This is a genomic window from Cronobacter sakazakii, from assembly GCF_000982825.1.
Lineage (GTDB): Bacteria > Pseudomonadota > Gammaproteobacteria > Enterobacterales > Enterobacteriaceae > Cronobacter > Cronobacter sakazakii.
Genome location: NZ_CP011048.1, coordinates 61,225 through 77,441 on the forward strand (window position 1 = coordinate 61,225; position 16,217 = coordinate 77,441).

The following is a 16,217-nucleotide window of genomic DNA, read 5'->3' on the forward strand; positions in this document are numbered from 1 at the left end:
GTAATGAGCTGGGAAAGGAAGAACGCTGTTGTAACTGAGTTGCCTCCGGCACCATCATTATATCGATGGCTGTGCACAGGCGTTTTAGCATTCATCATGGGAGCATTATTATTTGTACTTCATGTGTCCAGTAGAATAAATGTGTTATCAGCGATTAATATCTGGGCGGTTTCTTTTTTACCCATCTTAGCCTGGTTTTTGATCTTTTTTGTCAGATGCTATTTACGCCTGCGGGAGGTAAAACAGCATCTTTTTTTGCAGAAAGAAGCGCAATACAGTCAGCAACAATGGACGCAGTGGGCTGAGCGCTATGTAGCTATTTTAGCCAGCGCTGTCATGCTGCCCGACCATTTTTCTGCCCGCGATTTTGGGACAGAGCGTGTGCAACAATACGGACTTTCTCGCAGATTAATTTCTCCTGTCGGTAAGAAGAGAGATGATATCAGTACCCTCAGATTACTGATCGGTGCTGTAGAAAATGAGCTGCGGGATGTTTCTGCAAAGTTGCCATTGCAAATTACGATAGTGAGTGATTGTCCTTATGATCGGTTGGCGGATGATTTCTTCACTGTCTGGCATGAATATCTGACTCAACCAATTACCCCTGAAAATTGGCGAATTACAGCTTCACTCTCTTTTTCGGCCGTGGAAGAACGACTAAAAAAAACAGAGCTGGCGGCTGAATTAATTCTTGTGATGCAACTCAGCGGAGAAGAAAACTATTCCGATGGTTTGGCGGCGCTGTTGCTGGCAAGTGATGATGTAGTGCGCAATTGCGGTATGCCATACCCCACGCGCTTACTCAGACCCATGCAGCTCGATATAACCCGCTTTGACACTGAGCTCAATGTGTTTCTCCAGACACAGACCACCGCATGTCGAACAAAAAAAATTATTGGCGATGCAAAAAGCTGGAGTGATTATTTTGCTGCGCTGATCACTGGCGGTAACACTTTTGGCGCAACATGGAAACCGGAAGAAAATGAACTGCTGGAGAAATGGTGTGGTAAGCCAGGACCATTCTCGCCGTGGCTTTTAACAGCACTTGCTGCTGATTGGGTGAAGTTGCATAACTATCCTGTATTGGCGCTATTTTCGCATGAGCAGGACTATTTTATTAGTTCATTAACTCCAGGGAGCGGAGATGAAGATACCAGGTAATTATCCTGGCAGACTGGGTCTGGCCGGATTGACAATAACAGGACTATTTTTTCTCGGATGGCTCATTAGAACGTTTGGACCGGCCTGCGGCATTAATACACCGAAAGAACAATTTTTTTCATTTCTGCTAATTGTTCTGATCATGATTTTTGTCCGTTTTTTACCGGTGTTTCATCGTGCCGTTCAGGAGCGTCAGTATCGTCGAAAGGCACAACAGACACAGGTTTTACCTGTCGATGAGAAGCGACTCGCCCCTCGTGTTGCCCTGGATGTTATCGTCAGGGAAATAAGAGACAGGATGCGCCACCACTACGGCTGTTTCTGGCCTCGCAAAATCCGAATCCTGCTGGTCGTTGGTTCAGTCAGTGATGTACAACGCCTTGTGCCGGGTCTTTCTCAGGAACTCTGGCAGGAAGACCGGGGCACGCTCTTGCTGTGGGGCGGCGAGCTGACGAGTGAGGCTGACGCCGCCTGGCTTTCCGCGCTGCGCAAACTGCGTCGCCGTCCTGCCGATGGCATCGTATGGGTGACTTCCGCGTTTGACAATGAGGCCGACACTGACTCTGCGCATCATGAAAATAAGGTGACTGCAGATGCGATGGAGTCTTTGGCCCACGCTTTTTATCGGCTTTATGACGTGCTGGGCTGGCGTGTTCCGCTGTACGTCTGGTCGCTGCATGCACAAAACGTCGATCACGCCGGGTATGTCACCCAGCCCGTTGGGTGCCTGCTGCCGGCAGACTGCGCCTCAGAGCACCTCTCTGCCCAGCTTTCCTCCCTTTCGCTACCGTTGATGACACAGGGAGTGCAGCACATTTGTGAAGCACCCGGGCACACTTTTTTGCTGAGCCTGGCAGACAGGCTGCTGCGCAAACCCGAAACGATCGCCGCGCCGCTGGCGGTATTCCTTAACGCCTGGCGTCCGCTTCCGCTGGCAGGCGTGATATTTAGCATGCCATCGCGGGAAGCCGCACGAACGGTTCGCCACCACTGGAGTAAGGATAATCGCTGGGATGCGCTGCCAGCTTCAGTCATGGCTTTACCGGCAGGCTTGCGTCCGCGAAAACCGGGGAGCAACCGGCAACAGGTCGCGGCGGTGACGGGAGCCGTAGCGCTTGCGCTCACGGGGGCCAGCATGCTGGTTTCGTTTGTCGGAAATCATCGCCTTATAGCGGCGGCACAGGTGCAATCAGAGCAGGTGCTGCGTGATAAACAGCCGCTGGAAAGCCGGTTGCATGCGTTATCGGCGTTACAAAAAACAATAATGCGCTTGCAGTACCGCTCAGCGCATGGCGTGCCGTGGTATGCCCGTGCGGGCCTGAGTCAGAATGATACGTTGCTGGTGGCGTTACTGGTGCGCTATGCAGAAAGTGCGCAGCCTTTATTACGCGATGCGGCCGCACTTCATCTGCAAAACCAGCTGATGGCGTTTACACAACTTCCGCCAGACAGCCCGCTTCGCGAGCGTATGGCAAAACCGATTTACGATCGATTAAAGCTTTATCTGATGCTGGCTCGCCCCGAAAAAATGAACGCCGCCTGGTTCGGCCAGCGCCTGGCAGAGGACTGGCCGCAACGCAAAGGCATCAAGAACGCGTTCTGGGAGGCTGAGGCGCCTGCTTTGCTGACGTTTTACGGCGCAAGCCTGGCGAGCCAGCCGCACTGGCATTTTCGCGCCGATGAAGCGCTGGTTGCCCAGGCTCGCGCTTTACTGATTCGCCAGATGGGGATGCGAAACAGCGAATCCACGCTGTATCAGAAAATGCTGGCGCAGGTGGCGAAGCAGTATGCCGACATGCGACTTGCCGATATGACGGGCGATACCGACGCGTCGCGACTGTTTACCACCGATAACGTGGTGCCAGGCATGTTTACTCGCCAGGCATGGGAGGAGGCGGTAGCGCCTGCTATCGAGAAGATCGTCACGGCGCGGCGTGAGGAGATCGACTGGGTACTGAGCGACAGTAAAAAGCCTGCGACGCAACAGCTCTCCCCGGATGCGCTGAAACAGCGGTTAGCTGCGCGCTATTTCGCCGATTTTAGCGGTGCCTGGCTCGATTTTCTGAACAGTTTACGCTGGCAACCGGCGGCTACGTTATCGGACGCTATCGATCAGTTAACGCTGATGGCCGATGTCCGCCAGTCTCCGCTGGTGGCGTTAATGAATACCCTGAGTATTCAGGGCCGGACCGGTCAGGCCAGCGAAGCCCTGTCAGATTCGCTGGTCAAATCAGCAAAAAATCTGTTCGGGCAGGATAAGCAACCCGCCATCGATCAGGGCAGCGGAGCGCATGACCCACTGGATGCCACCTTTGGCCCGGTCCTCGCGCTGATTGATGAAAAAGCGCAGGGTATGGGCAGTCGTGAGCTCAGTTTGCAGACTTATCTCACCCGCGTGACGCAGGTGAGACTGCGTCTGCAGCAGGTCACCAATGCCACCGATCCGCAGGCGATGACCCAGGCGCTGGCGCAGACGGTGTTTCAGGGCAAGGCTATCGATTTAACCGAAACCCGCGATTACGGCAGTCTGGTTGCTGCTGGGCTTGGGCAGGAGTGGGGCGGCTTCGGACAAACCGTTTTTGTGCGGCCCATGGAGCAGGCCTGGCAGCAGGTTCTGGCCCCGGCAGCGCAAAGCCTTAACGCGCAGTGGCGTACCGCCGTTGTAGATGACTGGAACAGCGCCTTTGGCGGGCGCTACCCCTTCAGGGATACCAGCAGCGAGGTTTCCCTGCCGCTGCTCGCGAAATACCTTAACGGAGATACCGGCCGCATCGCCCGGTTTTTGCAGACCCGTCTGAACGGCGTACTGCATAAAGAGGGAAGCCACTGGGTGGCCGATGACATTAACGCGCAGGGACTCGCCTTCAACCCGGCTTTTCTGCAGGCCATGGATACGCTCAGCCATATTTCGGATGTGGCCTTTACCCGTGGCGAGGCCGGGCTTCACTTTGACCTGCGGCCAGGCACGGCGGCGGGCATTATGCAAACCACGCTTGTCATAGACAGCCAAAAGCTGACCTATATGAATCAGATGCCTGTCTGGAAGCGATTTACCTGGCCTGAAGATACCGAAGCGCCAGGGGCAAGTCTCAGCTGGGTCAGCACGCAGGCGGGTACTCGTCTGTATGCTGATTTATCGGGTGCGTGGGGCTTTATTCGCCTACTGGATAAAGCCGCGGTGAGTGCGTACCCGGGCGTTAACAGCAGCTGGCATCTGGCCTGGCAGGCACCGGATGGCCGGGTACTCAACTACACGCTGCGCACTGAAGCCGGTGAAGGGCCGCTGGCGCTACTCAGGCTTCGTCATTTTACGCTACCGGACAACATTTTTATCGTCAGCGCCTCTGATGCCATGCATGACGACAATGTCGGTGACGATGAACCGTCATTGTGACCCCCTCCAGCCTTTAATTTTCTTTCTGAAATGTCATAGCGGTTATTTATGGATGATTTAACGCTGCGTTATTTTGACGCTGAAATGCGCTATTTGCGCGAGGCAGCAAAAGAGTTTGCCCAAACGCACCCTGACCGGGCGGCAATGCTTGATCTCGACAAAGCCGGGACACCGGATCCGTATGTCGAGCGCCTGTTCGAAGGTTTTGCGTTTTCGGTCGGACGTCTTCGCGAGAAGATTGACGACGATTTGCCGGAGCTCACCGAAGGGCTGGTCAGTATGCTGTGGCCGCACTATCTGCGCACCGTGCCCTCGCTGTCGGTCGTGGCGCTGACACCGCAATTATCGGCGATGAAAATGGCGGAAACGGTCCCTGCCGGGCTGGAGATCTATTCGCGCCCGGTAGGCCCTAAACATACCGTGTGCCGCTATCGCACCACCCGTGATGTGACGCTGAACCCGCTTGCGATATCACAGGTTGCCATGACCGTGGAGCCTGACGGGCGTTCCGTGCTGCGTATCCGTTTCGCCTGCAGCGAACAGGCCGACTGGCGACAGGTGGATCTGCGCCATCTGCCGATGTATCTCGGCGAGGACGCCATAACGGGCAATGCGCTCCACTTCATGCTGACTAAACGTCAGGCGGCTCTCTATCTGCGGCTGCCGGGACAGACAGAACGAATAAAACTGGATGGCTATTTTTCTCCAGGCGGGTTTGGCGACGACGACATGCTATGGCCGAAAGGCGATAGCGCCTTCAGCGGCTGGCAGCTTTTGCTGGAGTACTTCACCTTTCGTGAAAAGTTTATGTTCGTTCATCTTAACGGTCTTGAAGGGGTTACATTGCCGCCGGGAACGTCGCATTTTGACATCGACGTGGTGTTCAGCCAGCTCTGGCAGGCCGATTTACCCGTCACCGACAGCGCGCTGCGCCTGCACTGTGTGCCGGTCATTAACCTGTTCACGCTGGAGGCCGATCCGCTGACGATAAACGGGCTGGAAAACGAATATCTGTTGCGTCCGAAGCGCCTGCAGGACGGGCATACCGAAATTTATTCCGTGGATGCGGTCACCGGATCGGGCCGAACCGGCGAGGCCCGGTATGTGCCTTTCACCAGCTTTCGTCATCAGGGCGGCATGATGCGCCGTCACGCGCCTGAACGTTACTACCACACCCGCGTAAAGCGTGGCGTCACCGGAATGCATGATACCTGGCTTATTCTGGGCGGCGAGAAGTGGGAGAGGGATCGGATGCTGGAGAAAGAAACCATCTCATTGCGCATCACCTGCACCAACGGACAACTGCCGCGCCGGGCTTTGCAAAGCACGCTGCTGGATCGTTGTGAACAAGTCACGGAAACGCCACTGACCGTTCGTAATCTGTGTAAGCCAACGCTACCCGCGTATCCCCCCGTCGAGGACCGTTTCCACTGGCGAGTAATGAGTCATCTGGGCACACGATTTATCAACATGATGAGCAACGCAGAAGTGCTTCGCGGCACGCTGGCGCTGTACAACTGGCGTGATGATGAACTGAATAACCGTCGGCTGGAGGCGATCCTCGCGATAAATCACTACCGCATTCAGCGGTTTGAAGACGGTTTTCTTTTACGTGGGCTCGACATCGAAGTCACGCTCGACAGTCACGGTTTTACGGGCGAAGGCGATATCCACCTCTTCGGGGAAATGCTCAACCGCTTCTTCGCGCGCTATGCCGATATGAACCAGTTTAATCAGCTAACGTTTATTGTTCAGCCAGAAGGGAAATGTATCCGTTGGAAAGAGAATCACAGTCCGCGCCTGCCCGGCTGAAGGAAGAGACGCGGCAACAGCTGCCGTATATGAATTTTTATCGGTTTTGTCAGTGGCTTGAGCGAAGCCATCCGGGGCTTCCTGTTACCGGGAGCGACTGGCAACTTCGCCATGAGCCGGTACGTTTTCGCCCGCATCCGGGTATGGGATTTCCGGCTGGTGAAATACGCGGCTCAGAGACCAGCGAACATCCGCATCTCCCGCCGACAGTACGTATCACTTTCATGGGGCTTTATGGTATTGAGGCACCGTTGCCGACGCAGTATATCGACGACATCGCGCAGCGGCGGGAAGGCTACGAGGCGACGTGCGATTTTCTCGATATCTTTAATCACCGGTTAATAGCCCAGTACTACCGCATCTGGCGAAAATATTCGTATCCCGCCACCTTTCAGTCAGGCGGAGTGGATAACACCTCACAGTATCTGCTCGGCCTCGTGGGGCTTGGCATCCCTGGCTGCGCATCTGCCGCGGGTACGCCACTTTCACGTTTTCTGGCGCTGTTGCCTGTAATGATGTTGCCCGGACGCACGGCAGAAGGCCTGGGCGCGCTGGTCAGGCTTCTTGCGCCACAAACGCAGGCTGCGGTATTTCATCACGACCGCTGCCGTGTTCCGCTGAAAGCGTCCGCCAGAATGAGTATGCGGCAGCCGCTTAGCCTGAAGCATCGTCCCGTCATGGGAACCTACGCCACCGACGTTAATGGTCAGGTCCTATTGATGCTCACCACTGACGATGCCGAAGAGGACCGGGGCTGGCTGCCTGAGGGAGAGCTTAACCGCGATCTTAACGCGCTACTGCACGTCTATCTCGGCGTGCACCTTAATGTGCGAATGCAGCTGCGCGTACCGCGGCACTTATTAGCGGATGCCCGCCTGTGCTGTAAGCCGGAATATCCCGTGCAACTGGGCCGCACGGCGTTGCTGAAGCCGCTTAATGCCGCTGCGCGGCGCAATAATGAGATGATTACCATTCCTCTGGGCCGTTGGGAACAGGTTCAGGAAAACATTCACCGTAGGGAGAGCGATGAAGATGGCGAATACCGCTGGTAAAGTGGTGGCTGTAATGCTGACGATGGCAGTGCTGGCGGGCTGTGGGTTGACGCAAAAAGTCACAGACGGCGCCGCCTCAGTGACCCGCTCGCTGTTCTTCAGACAGATAAAAACGCTGCATCTGGATATTCGGGCAAGGGAAGGCGTCAATAACAATGAGAGCGGGGCGGCGCTGGCGACGGTCGTGCGTATTTACCAGCTGAAAGACCGTAAGGCGTTTGACAGCACTGATTACCCCTCGCTATTCGCCGATGACAGCCAGGCCATTAAAGCGGATCTGGTCGCTGAAAAAGATATCCAGTTGCGGCCGGGAGAATCATTCACTCTGGATATGCCTCTGGAGGAGACGGCGCAGTATGTGGCCGTGGCGGGGATGTTTATGGCCCCTGACGACACCAACGATAGCTGGCGTCTGGTGCTGTCACGCGACGATCTCGAACCGGATACGCCGAGAATTATTGAGGCCAGCAATAATCGCCTCACGCTTCAGCCGGTTAACGACAAATAAAGAAAGGGCCACCCGCAAAAGTGGCCCTTTTTATTACTTACAGGCCACCAGATCGGCCATCTGTTCCGCGTTCGGCAGGCCGATTATCTGCTGAAGCAGTCGGTCCTTGTTCAGATAATAAATCGCTGGCGTGCCGTTTGCGCCAAGTTGCGTCATCAGCTGCTGGTTATACTGAATCTGCTTAAAGGCCGCAGGCGACGTTTTTTCCGGCAGCGCCGGTTTGTTTTTCCCTGCTGAGTTTTCAAGATCCTGCCAGGTTTTTTGCGGATCGTCGGAGCCCAGCACCGCGGCGGCGTAGCGCCCGCTGTCAGGGCGGATCACGCCCACCAGCAGCGTTTTCAGGCTGATGCTTTTATCGTTGAGGTACGGCTGCGCCTGCTCCCAGAACTTATGGCAGTAAGGGCAGAACGGATCGGCGAACACCACCACTTTGCACGCGGCCTGCTCGCTGCCTTCGTGAATGCCCTTCGCCTGATCCAGCGTTTTCCACATTTCGCGCCCGGCCGGGATGTACAGCTCGTCGTTAATCAGCTTTTCACTGAGGTTATTGCCCTGCGCGTCATACATATAGCCGGTGATGACATGCTTTTTATCGGGCGTCAGATAAAGCGTCACGCCGGTGTCCTGATATTTACCGAGCCATGCCTGAACGCCGCCCGGTGCGGTGAAAGGCTTGATAATCGTAATGCCCTGTTTTTCCAGCTGCTTTACCGGCTCCGGTAAATCATCAGCCTGCGCGTGGAAAGCCGCGAGCAGCGCGCCCGCCGTCAGTAACTTTTTCATTGTCTGTCCTTATTCATTGTCTGAGAGGTGGCCGCGCCGGCGTTATCCAGCGCGCTAAGCAGTTCCGTTTTATTGAGCAGCGAGGAGAGCACTTTGCCATCCGGTATAGCAGGGCCGAACACGGCGTTAAACGGAATGCCGCTTGCGCCGTGGCGGCGCAAAAATGCTTCAATTTCCGCAGATGGCTTGCTCCAGTTACCCTGTAACAGCACCACGTCATTCTGATGCAGCGCGTCTACGACATCGGGGCGGTGCAGCACCAACACTTCATTGACCTTACAGTTCAGGCACCAGTCGGCGGTGATATCGACAAGCACCCGTTTATGCGCGGCAAGCGCGTTATCAAGCGCCGCCTGGCTGAAGGGCTGCCAGTGAAGCGGCCCTTCGCGGCGGCCGTCCGGTGCAGGTGCCAGAAACGCGTATAACCCGGCACCGAACAGCACGCCGAACGCCAGCGTTCGCAGGTTTTCCCGATGGCGCGGCAGTTTTACTGCGCAGCGCCAGAGAAACAGCGCAATCATCAGACCGCCTGCGATAAGAACGTAGCGCGCGCCCCATTCCTTCGCCAGCAGCGACATCAGCCAGAGGCTGGAGCCAAGCATCAGCAGCACCAGCACCAGGCGCAGCTTACTCATCCACGGGCCGGGCCGCGGCAGCCAGCGCGCCACGCCGGGCCTCAGGCTGACGAGCAGCCACGGCAGGCTCATGCCGGTGCCGAGCGCGAGGAAAATCAACCACAGCTCCGGTAACGGCGCGGCCAGCGCAAAAGCGACGGCAGTGCCGAGAAAGGGCGCAGTGCAGGGCGTTGCCAGCAGCGTCGCGAAGGCGCCTTCCAGAAAACTGCCGCCCACGCCCTGGCCACCCGCCGTGGCGAGCCGGGTAGTGAGCGCGGCGGGCAGCCTGATCTCCATCACGCCCGCGAGGCTAAAACAGAAAGCCCAGGTCACGACCGCCATGGTGGCGATAAATCCGGCATGCTGGAACTGAAATCCCCAGCCCGTCCACGCGCCCGAGAGCCGCAGCGCGCTCATGATGGCTGCCAGCACCAGGAATGAGAAAATCATCCCGGCGCTGGTGGCGAGAAAGCGGATGCGGGTCTGGCGACGGTCCGCCTGCGCCAGCGTCATCAGCGAGGCGAGCTTCATCCCCATCACCGGCAACACGCAGGGCATCAGGTTCAGAATAAGCCCGCCGAGCAGCGCCACCGCGGTGGCCTGCCAGAACAGCGGCGCGCCGTCCGGTTTTACCGTCATCTGCTGGCTGGTAACCCCACTACTGAGCACCAGCGAAACCGCCTGAATACGGCTGGCGTCTGTGGGTTCGCCACGTTCGTTGAGGGCGGTGAAATGTGCTGTGAGCGTGTCGCCTGAAGGTTCCAGCACGGGCACCGAAAGCGACACGTTGTCAGGGTTATCGGCAAACAGCGCCGGTTGCGGCCAGCCATCGGGTGAGGTCGCCGTCAGGCTGAGCGTTGAACCGTGCGCGGCAACATTCGTCACCGTAATGTTGCCGGTGTCTGGCGGAACGGTCGCCATTGCCGCGTTCCAGTCATCATCAAAACCAGGCGACGGGCCATCGGCCAGATCGACATCCAGCGGGAAGGTGTTCACCACGCAGAGGTTGCTGCACAGCGATAGCGTCAGCGTGCCGCGCAGCCGCGCGGTTTCAGTGGTAGTGACTTCCAGCGGGAAGGTCACGCCGTCATGATAGCCGACCGAGCTGAACCCGGCGGCGTCAAAGCGCACCGGCTGCGGCCAGTGCCAGGTGGTCTGCGCTGGTGTTGACCAGTCAATAACGGGCCGGAACCCGCCGTCGCCAGGTGTTCGCCAGTAGGTTTTCCAGCCTTTATCGAGCGTGATAGCCAGCAGCAGACGCACTTTGCCATCGGCGGGCGCGTCGCTGCGTACCTGAATATGGGCGTGGGAAGACTGCGCGGGTGGCAGCCAGCCGCTGTCCGCAGCCCAGGCCGCAGACATGCTGAGCGCCAGAAGCCACAGGCTTCTGAAAAGCATTTTCATCTATTTTCTCCATGAATAATTAACTGAACAGGACGAACCCGGTCAGTCATTCACGGAAGACGCAGTTTTTAAGGTGTATTCGTAATAGCGGAGGGCGCGGGATCGCATCCGGCAGGGCGCGGACGTTCACGGTGACCAGCACAGCAAGCAGGATAACCAGCAGGCCGGGCAAGAGAATGATGGTGTCGAAGTGGAGCGGCTGCGCGGCAAGGAGTGAGTGTGCGCTGAGTTCACACGGGGAGAGCGACGGCGTGGTCGCTTCATGACCACTGTTTTGCGTCGCGAGGCTGATCTCAGCCGCCTTGACCTGCATCTGATGCAGAATGCTGGCGCGCTGGGTCAGGCAAATCAGCATCACGCAACAGGCAATGACCAAAAGCAGTGTTGCTTTCAGTTGCTGGTTTTTTGTGTAAGCGGAGCCTGCGGTCGTCATCATCGGCAAAAGAATAGTGAGCGCCCGGTTATCGGGCAAGCGCTGTTTTGTAAAGTAATCATGACAATTCACGCAAAGCCATTCAGCGCGGCAATAAAACCCGCCCGCAGGCAAGCTCAGCCGCGATCGTCTTTCGGCCCCAGAAAATAGAACGCGAAGGGAAGCGAGATGATAAACGAGAACGGCACGCTGTAAATCAGCACCCACGCACCCTGCATGATAAACATCGACGCACTCCAGTGCTCCATCGGCATGTTGTACTGCTCTTCCACGCCTTCAAACGTGACGCGGGAGACGACTGTCAGTACGGTGATGAAGACAATCACCAGCGCTGTCAGAAATTTTTTCCCGTCACGGGTACGCAGTTTTTCCAGCATGATCTCTCCGATTTGTTTTCCCGCGGTGTTTTGGCGTTTGTACCTGCTGGCGACGCCATGTGGTTGCATAAAGAGCGAGAATGAAAAGTGGCGCAAGTGTATCGTAAATGGCAGACGAATGTTACGGTCTGGAGGCAGATGCCGCGGTGTCGATATCAAGTTTAATAGTGCGCGCAATCTATCTTATGTTAAATAACCATATTGTGGCCGATAATTTCCGGTTTTCAGTTGCCACTCTTCTCCATGTCATGCTTACTATAAAACGTTTATCACAAAGCCGGCTCCTGCGCTTATCAACAGCGTAAACGACAAAGAGAAAAGCATTTTATGACAGCTCCAGAACTGACGTTTTATGAGGATGATGAAGGAATTTCCGTTGACCTGGTGTTATCGGCGTTTGGCGAAAACCCTGTCCAGTGCATAAATCTGGATGCTGATACAGTCGATAAAAAATATCAGGCTGATATTCATTTTCTTATTAAGAATCAAAATGCTTTTCTTGAGAAAATCACTGATGAAGCCAGCGAATACTGCCAGCGAGTGTATGGTTGCGCTGCAAAAAATCTTCTCCTGATAAAATTTATCTTTCTCCTGAGACGGAAAAAAGTTTTGGATTTATGTTTTCTGTCGATGTGGATCCCGAACACGGATTGGGATTGAAATTCAATGGGTTGCAGTTGATGAAAACAGGCAGTAGCGAAGCGGCATTTTTATAGTATTTTAAAGCAATCTGGCGTGAACTTATCTTTAACTTTCAAGATAATATCTCTACTGATAGATTGAAAGAGCCAGTCACCCTAACTCAGAGAAGGAAAAGTATGCCGGTTTCCTGTGGAAAAATGATTACAGAAGCGGATATCCAGCGGCTGGAAAAAACATACTGCATCAGCTTGCCTGAAGATTATAAAACGTTCCTTCTGTTAAATAATGGCTTTGTGGTTAAAAGCCCGGATTATTGTAATTTAGCGTATGGCGGTGTCGATGAGGGCGCTATTGCGTTCAATGCCCTGTTTGGGATAGGAACTAAAAATGAATACTATGATATTGAGTATAATAATGAAGAACTATTCAGTGAACTGGATTTTATCGACAGCAAATTAATCATCGGCGACGATCCGGGCGGTAACTATTATTTGATGCTGAATGGAGAACACCAGCAAGGCCTGTTTTACTGGGACAGAACGCATCTGCATGCGGAAGATACTCTTCAGGATTTTGAGATACCCGAGCAAAATGAGTGCGGGAACCTTTACAGGTTGAGCGATTCATTTACGCAATTCTATCAAAGCGTTATCGACAATACGCTTGCTCAGGGAATGCAGGTAACGCGTGATCTGTGATAGCCATTACTGACGCCGCTTCGCCATTTCCCGCGCCAGCGCGCAGCCAGAAATGGTACTATCTTACTCATAACGCCCTGTCCCGGCAGGCATAAACACCACCATCAGGAACGCCCTATGAGTAATGATATTCCTATCAAGTTTTATGACATCGCTGACGAGTACGCGACGGAAACGGAGTTGCCGGTAAGCGATGCGGAGCGCGACCGCCTGGCGAACTACTTCCAGCTGTTAATCACCCGTCTGATGAACAACGAAGAAATCAGCGAAGAAGCGCAGCATGAGATGGCGCGGGAAGCGGGTATTTCTGAAGGGCGTATCGATGAAATCGCCAACTTCCTGAATCAGTGGGGCAACGAGTAACGCCTCTGCGCTACGCAGCCTTTGCGAAAACAAAACGGCCCCTTTACGGGGCCGTTTTACGTTACGGTTTCTGATTACACAAAGTGGATGTGCTTTTTGCCGTGATGGGGTGAAACCTCAGTGCGCGCCTCCACCTTGAAGACCTCGCGCAGCATCGCCTCCGTCAGCACCTCATCCGGCGTGCCGCTCGCCACCACCTGCCCGCCCTGCATCACAATCAGCGCATCGCAAAACATCGCGGCGTGGTTGAGATCGTGCAGCGCCACAATACTCGTCACCGGCAGCTCGCTGATGAGGCGCATCAGGTGCATCTGATGATGAATATCGAGATGGTTGGTCGGTTCATCCAGCAAAATCTCGCCGGGCGACTGCGCCAGCGCACGGGCGATATGTACGCGCTGCCGCTCGCCGCCGGAAAGATGCTGCCACCCGTCGTCGCGACGGTCGAACATATCCACGCGCTCCAGCGCCTGGCGCACAATCTCGTCATCCTGGTGCGTCCAGGACGAGAGCGGCGAATGGTGCGGAATGCGCCCGAGTTTCACCACGTCGCGCACGCGAATATTGGCATCGGTCATCGCGTGTTGTTCAACGAACGCCACGCGCTGCGCCAGCTTTTTCCTGGACAGCCGCGCGATATCGCCATCGTCCAGCAGCACCCGGCCCGCATCCGGGCGGCGAAGCCCGGCGAGAATGCGCAGCAGCGATGATTTTCCTGAGCCGTTCGGCCCGAGCAGGCCAAGCGTCTGGCCGGTTGGCACACTCAGCGACACGTTATTCACGATGCGCTTTTTACCCGCCGACCAGCTGATGTTTTCCGCGCGGATGCTCATGAGAATCTCCTTGAGCGATACAGGATCATCGCAAAGAACGGTACGCCAACCAGCGCAGTCACCACGCCCACCGGCAGGCTCTGCGGCGCTATCAGCGTGCGCGAGGCGATATCCGCGAGCACCATCAGAATAGCGCCCATCATCGCGCAGGCGATCAGCAACCGGCGATGCAGCGGGCCGAAGAAATAGCGCATCACGTGCGGCACCACCAGCCCGACAAAGCCAATCGAGCCCGCCATACTGACGATAGCCGCCGTCATCAGCGCCGTTACCGCGAAGAGGATCAGGCGCACGTAACCGACCGGAATGCCGAGTGAGGCCGCCGCGTCATCGCCAAAGGTAAAGGCGTCCAGCGCTTTGGCGTGCCACAGGCAGACCGCCAGCCCAATGACGACCACCGCCAGCACCAGCTGAAATTCCGGCCAGCGCACGCCGCTGAAGCTGCCGAGCAGCCAGAACATCACGTCGCGCGCCTGCTGGGCGCTGGCGGCGGTGCTGATGGTATAGGCGGTGATGGCGTTGAAAAGCTGAGAAGCGGCGACCCCTGCGAGGATCGTACGCTCATTACCGCCGCGCGCGCCGTTGGTCAGCAGTGCGACGAACGCGAACGCGGCGAACGCCCCGGTAAACGCGCCCACAGAGAGCGACACCGCCCCGCTGCCGATGCCGAGCACCACGATCGACACCGCGCCGGTCGACGCCCCGGCGGAGACGCCGAGCACGTAAGGTTCCGCCAGCGCGTTTTTCAGCAGACTTTGCAGCACCGCGCCGCAGATGGCGAGGCCCGCGCCGCTGCATGCGGCCACCAGCGCCCGGCTGAGACGAAAATCCCAGATAACCGTCTCATGGATGCGGTTAAGCGGAACGGCGGTCAGCCCGAGTTTGTTAGTCACCGCCGCAAAGGTGGTTTGCAGCGGAATGGAGAGTTCGCCGATGCCCACGCTCAGCGCGATCACCAACGCGAGCACGGCGACAGAAAGCGCCAGCAGGATGAACGACGGCAGACGCCGGGTGACGGTTAAAGAGACGTCCGCCATCAGTTCAGCCCGAGCTTCTCAAGCTGCGCCGCCACCTGCTCCGCGCCGTAGAGCGTGCGGATGGTCGGGTTCATCGCCTGGCCATCCATCACCACGATATGGCCCTTTTTCACGGCGTCGAGCTGGCTGACCGCCGGATCGCTTTTCAGGAACTGGATTTTGGCGTCGGCGTTATCCAGCGCCCAGCGGTTGCGGTCGAGGCTTGAAACGACGATCACATCCGGGTTGGTGGCGATAATGCTCTCCCAGCTCAGCGTTGGCCACTCACTTTCAGACGTGACGGCATTGTGGCCGCCGAGCAGATGCGCGATGTAACCCGAAGCGCCGTTTTTGCCGCCGACGTAGGCGTCAGAGGAAGGCGACGCGCTGGAGAACCAGAAGAGATACGACAGGTTTTTATGGTTTTTGCCGAATTTTTCTTTCAGGGCCGCTTCGCGCGCTTTGAAATCTTTGGTGAGCGCCTCGCCGCGCGCCTCGACGTTGAAAATCTTCGCTAAATCGTCGATTTCTTTATAGAGGTACGTCATATCCCACAGCTGGCTGCGGCTGCCGTAGATATCGCCGGTGTTTTTCTTCGTGACGCAAACGCCAGGCGACAGATAGCTGTTGATACCCACCGCCGCGAAATCTTCACGCTTCGCCACTTTACTGTCCGGGCCTAACAGCAACGGAATCTGCGCGGCGACAAAATCCGGGTTTTGCGCGAGGATTGACTCAAGCGTCGGGATCTCAACCGTCAGCAGTTTGACCTTTTCATTTTGCTTCGCGAGCTGCGGCAATACTTTTGTCGGCCAGAAGGCGCTGGCGGCCATTTTGTCTTCAAGGCCCAGCAGCAGCATGATTTCGGCGGTGTTCTGCCCGAGCGCCACCATGCGCTCCGGCGCTTTGGTGAAGGTGACTTTCATGCCGCAGTTATCAAGGGTCAGCGGGTATTGTGTGGCAAGAACAGGTACCGAAGCGGCGCAGAGCAGGCAGAGCGCCAGCGCGTGTTTTACTAAAGCATTCATCAACATCAACCTTAACGTGTTTTATCGCCGCGTGCCGCACGGGAATGGTTACGGGCCGGACAAATTAGAATTTGTATTATGCAAATGAAAATCATTCTT

At 56.2% G+C, this 16,217-nt stretch carries 15 protein-coding genes; 8 read left to right on the forward strand and 7 right to left on the reverse strand.

Going from position 1 to position 16,217, the window contains the following annotated elements:
* Nucleotides 1–3: 3 nt before the first annotated feature.
* From CSK29544_RS21620 to tssJ, 5 genes are read left to right on the forward strand one after another with little or no spacing between them, the layout of a single operon-like run.
* Nucleotides 4–1,161, forward strand: coding sequence for a KPHS_23130 family T6SS system protein (locus tag CSK29544_RS21620; RefSeq protein WP_029039512.1), 1,158 nt, complete (start codon nucleotides 4–6; stop codon nucleotides 1,159–1,161).
* A complete protein-coding gene (locus CSK29544_RS21625) occupies nucleotides 1,145–4,555 on the forward strand; it encodes an ImcF-related family protein (RefSeq protein WP_029039511.1) in 3,411 nt (1,136 codons plus the stop codon). Before CSK29544_RS21620 ends, CSK29544_RS21625 begins: the two co-directional genes overlap by 17 nt.
* 48 nt (nucleotides 4,556–4,603) lie before the next feature.
* On the forward strand, nucleotides 4,604–6,367 hold the full coding sequence (gene tssF, locus CSK29544_RS21630; RefSeq protein WP_029039510.1) for a type VI secretion system baseplate subunit TssF: 1,764 nt from the start codon (nucleotides 4,604–4,606) through the stop codon (nucleotides 6,365–6,367).
* A complete protein-coding gene (gene tssG / locus CSK29544_RS21635; protein ID WP_032975935.1) occupies nucleotides 6,322–7,419 on the forward strand; it encodes a type VI secretion system baseplate subunit TssG in 1,098 nt (365 codons plus the stop codon). The genes tssF and tssG overlap by 46 nt, the downstream gene beginning before the upstream one ends.
* Nucleotides 7,400–7,927: a type VI secretion system lipoprotein TssJ gene (gene tssJ / locus CSK29544_RS21640; protein WP_007896846.1), complete on the forward strand. Its 528-nt coding sequence runs from the start codon at nucleotides 7,400–7,402 to the stop codon at nucleotides 7,925–7,927. The genes tssG and tssJ overlap by 20 nt, the downstream gene beginning before the upstream one ends.
* A gap of 33 nt (nucleotides 7,928–7,960) precedes the next feature.
* Here tssJ and dsbG read toward each other — a convergent pair whose 3' ends face one another.
* From dsbG to CSK29544_RS21660, 4 genes are read right to left on the reverse strand one after another with little or no spacing between them, the layout of a single operon-like run.
* Nucleotides 7,961–8,710 (reverse strand): thiol:disulfide interchange protein DsbG, encoded by a 750-nt coding sequence (gene dsbG, locus CSK29544_RS21645; protein WP_029039507.1) that lies wholly within the window; start codon nucleotides 8,708–8,710, stop codon nucleotides 7,961–7,963.
* Entirely contained in the window at nucleotides 8,707–10,728 is a 2,022-nt protein-coding gene (locus CSK29544_RS21650) for a protein-disulfide reductase DsbD family protein (protein WP_007896842.1), read from the reverse strand. Before CSK29544_RS21650 ends, dsbG begins: the two co-directional genes overlap by 4 nt.
* Before the next feature lie 46 nt (nucleotides 10,729–10,774).
* Nucleotides 10,775–11,233: a hypothetical protein gene (locus tag CSK29544_RS21655; RefSeq protein ID WP_007896840.1), complete on the reverse strand. Its 459-nt coding sequence runs from the start codon at nucleotides 11,231–11,233 to the stop codon at nucleotides 10,775–10,777.
* 44 nt (nucleotides 11,234–11,277) lie between these two features.
* On the reverse strand, nucleotides 11,278–11,538 hold the full coding sequence (locus CSK29544_RS21660) for a DUF2534 family protein (protein WP_007780653.1): 261 nt from the start codon (nucleotides 11,536–11,538) through the stop codon (nucleotides 11,278–11,280).
* Between the two features lie 327 nt (nucleotides 11,539–11,865).
* Here CSK29544_RS21660 and CSK29544_RS21665 point away from each other — a divergent pair, with 327 nt between their 5' ends.
* The 3 genes from CSK29544_RS21665 (at nucleotide 11,866) to CSK29544_RS21675 (ending at nucleotide 13,241) form a co-directional block, all read left to right on the forward strand.
* Nucleotides 11,866–12,198 carry a hypothetical protein gene (locus CSK29544_RS21665; RefSeq protein ID WP_234004315.1) on the forward strand — a complete coding sequence of 111 codons (333 nt, stop codon included), beginning with the start codon at nucleotides 11,866–11,868 and terminating at the stop codon, nucleotides 12,196–12,198.
* Nucleotides 12,199–12,356: 158 nt separating this feature from the next.
* Nucleotides 12,357–12,878, forward strand: a complete 522-nt coding sequence (locus CSK29544_RS21670) for an SMI1/KNR4 family protein (RefSeq protein WP_007896834.1) — start codon at nucleotides 12,357–12,359, stop codon at nucleotides 12,876–12,878.
* Between the two features lie 117 nt (nucleotides 12,879–12,995).
* A complete protein-coding gene (locus CSK29544_RS21675) occupies nucleotides 12,996–13,241 on the forward strand; it encodes a YmjA family protein (RefSeq protein ID WP_007896828.1) in 246 nt (81 codons plus the stop codon).
* A gap of 74 nt (nucleotides 13,242–13,315) precedes the next feature.
* Here CSK29544_RS21675 and eitC read toward each other — a convergent pair whose 3' ends face one another.
* The 3 genes from eitC to eitA are packed head-to-tail and all read right to left on the reverse strand — an operon-like array spanning nucleotide 13,316 to nucleotide 16,118.
* On the reverse strand, nucleotides 13,316–14,074 hold the full coding sequence (eitC, locus tag CSK29544_RS21680; RefSeq protein ID WP_007896826.1) for a siderophore ABC transporter ATP-binding protein EitC: 759 nt from the start codon (nucleotides 14,072–14,074) through the stop codon (nucleotides 13,316–13,318).
* Complete coding sequence (locus CSK29544_RS21685) at nucleotides 14,071–15,111, reverse strand: FecCD family ABC transporter permease (RefSeq protein ID WP_007896822.1); 1,041 nt, start codon at nucleotides 15,109–15,111, stop codon at nucleotides 14,071–14,073. The genes eitC and CSK29544_RS21685 overlap by 4 nt, the downstream gene beginning before the upstream one ends.
* Nucleotides 15,111–16,118 carry a siderophore ABC transporter substrate-binding protein EitA gene (gene eitA, locus CSK29544_RS21690; RefSeq protein WP_007873268.1) on the reverse strand — a complete coding sequence of 336 codons (1,008 nt, stop codon included), beginning with the start codon at nucleotides 16,116–16,118 and terminating at the stop codon, nucleotides 15,111–15,113. Before eitA ends, CSK29544_RS21685 begins: the two co-directional genes overlap by 1 nt.
* Between the last annotated feature and the right edge of the window lie 99 nt (nucleotides 16,119–16,217).

Coding starts and splice junctions, on each gene's coding strand:
- CSK29544_RS21620 (WP_029039512.1), top strand. CDS start 4: ATGAGCTGGGAAAGGAAGAACGCTGTTGTAACTGAGTTGCCTCCGGCA.
- CSK29544_RS21625 (WP_029039511.1), top strand. CDS start 1,145: ATGAAGATACCAGGTAATTATCCTGGCAGACTGGGTCTGGCCGGATTG.
- tssF (WP_029039510.1), top strand. CDS start 4,604: ATGGATGATTTAACGCTGCGTTATTTTGACGCTGAAATGCGCTATTTG.
- tssG (WP_032975935.1), top strand. CDS start 6,322: ATGTATCCGTTGGAAAGAGAATCACAGTCCGCGCCTGCCCGGCTGAAG.
- tssJ (WP_007896846.1), top strand. CDS start 7,400: ATGGCGAATACCGCTGGTAAAGTGGTGGCTGTAATGCTGACGATGGCA.
- dsbG (WP_029039507.1), bottom strand. CDS start 8,710: ATGAAAAAGTTACTGACGGCGGGCGCGCTGCTCGCGGCTTTCCACGCG.
- CSK29544_RS21650 (WP_007896842.1), bottom strand. CDS start 10,728: ATGAAAATGCTTTTCAGAAGCCTGTGGCTTCTGGCGCTCAGCATGTCT.
- CSK29544_RS21660 (WP_007780653.1), bottom strand. CDS start 11,538: ATGCTGGAAAAACTGCGTACCCGTGACGGGAAAAAATTTCTGACAGCG.
- CSK29544_RS21665 (WP_234004315.1), top strand. CDS start 11,866: ATGACAGCTCCAGAACTGACGTTTTATGAGGATGATGAAGGAATTTCC.
- CSK29544_RS21670 (WP_007896834.1), top strand. CDS start 12,357: ATGCCGGTTTCCTGTGGAAAAATGATTACAGAAGCGGATATCCAGCGG.
- CSK29544_RS21675 (WP_007896828.1), top strand. CDS start 12,996: ATGAGTAATGATATTCCTATCAAGTTTTATGACATCGCTGACGAGTAC.
- eitC (WP_007896826.1), bottom strand. CDS start 14,074: ATGAGCATCCGCGCGGAAAACATCAGCTGGTCGGCGGGTAAAAAGCGC.
- CSK29544_RS21685 (WP_007896822.1), bottom strand. CDS start 15,111: ATGGCGGACGTCTCTTTAACCGTCACCCGGCGTCTGCCGTCGTTCATC.
- eitA (WP_007873268.1), bottom strand. CDS start 16,118: ATGAATGCTTTAGTAAAACACGCGCTGGCGCTCTGCCTGCTCTGCGCC.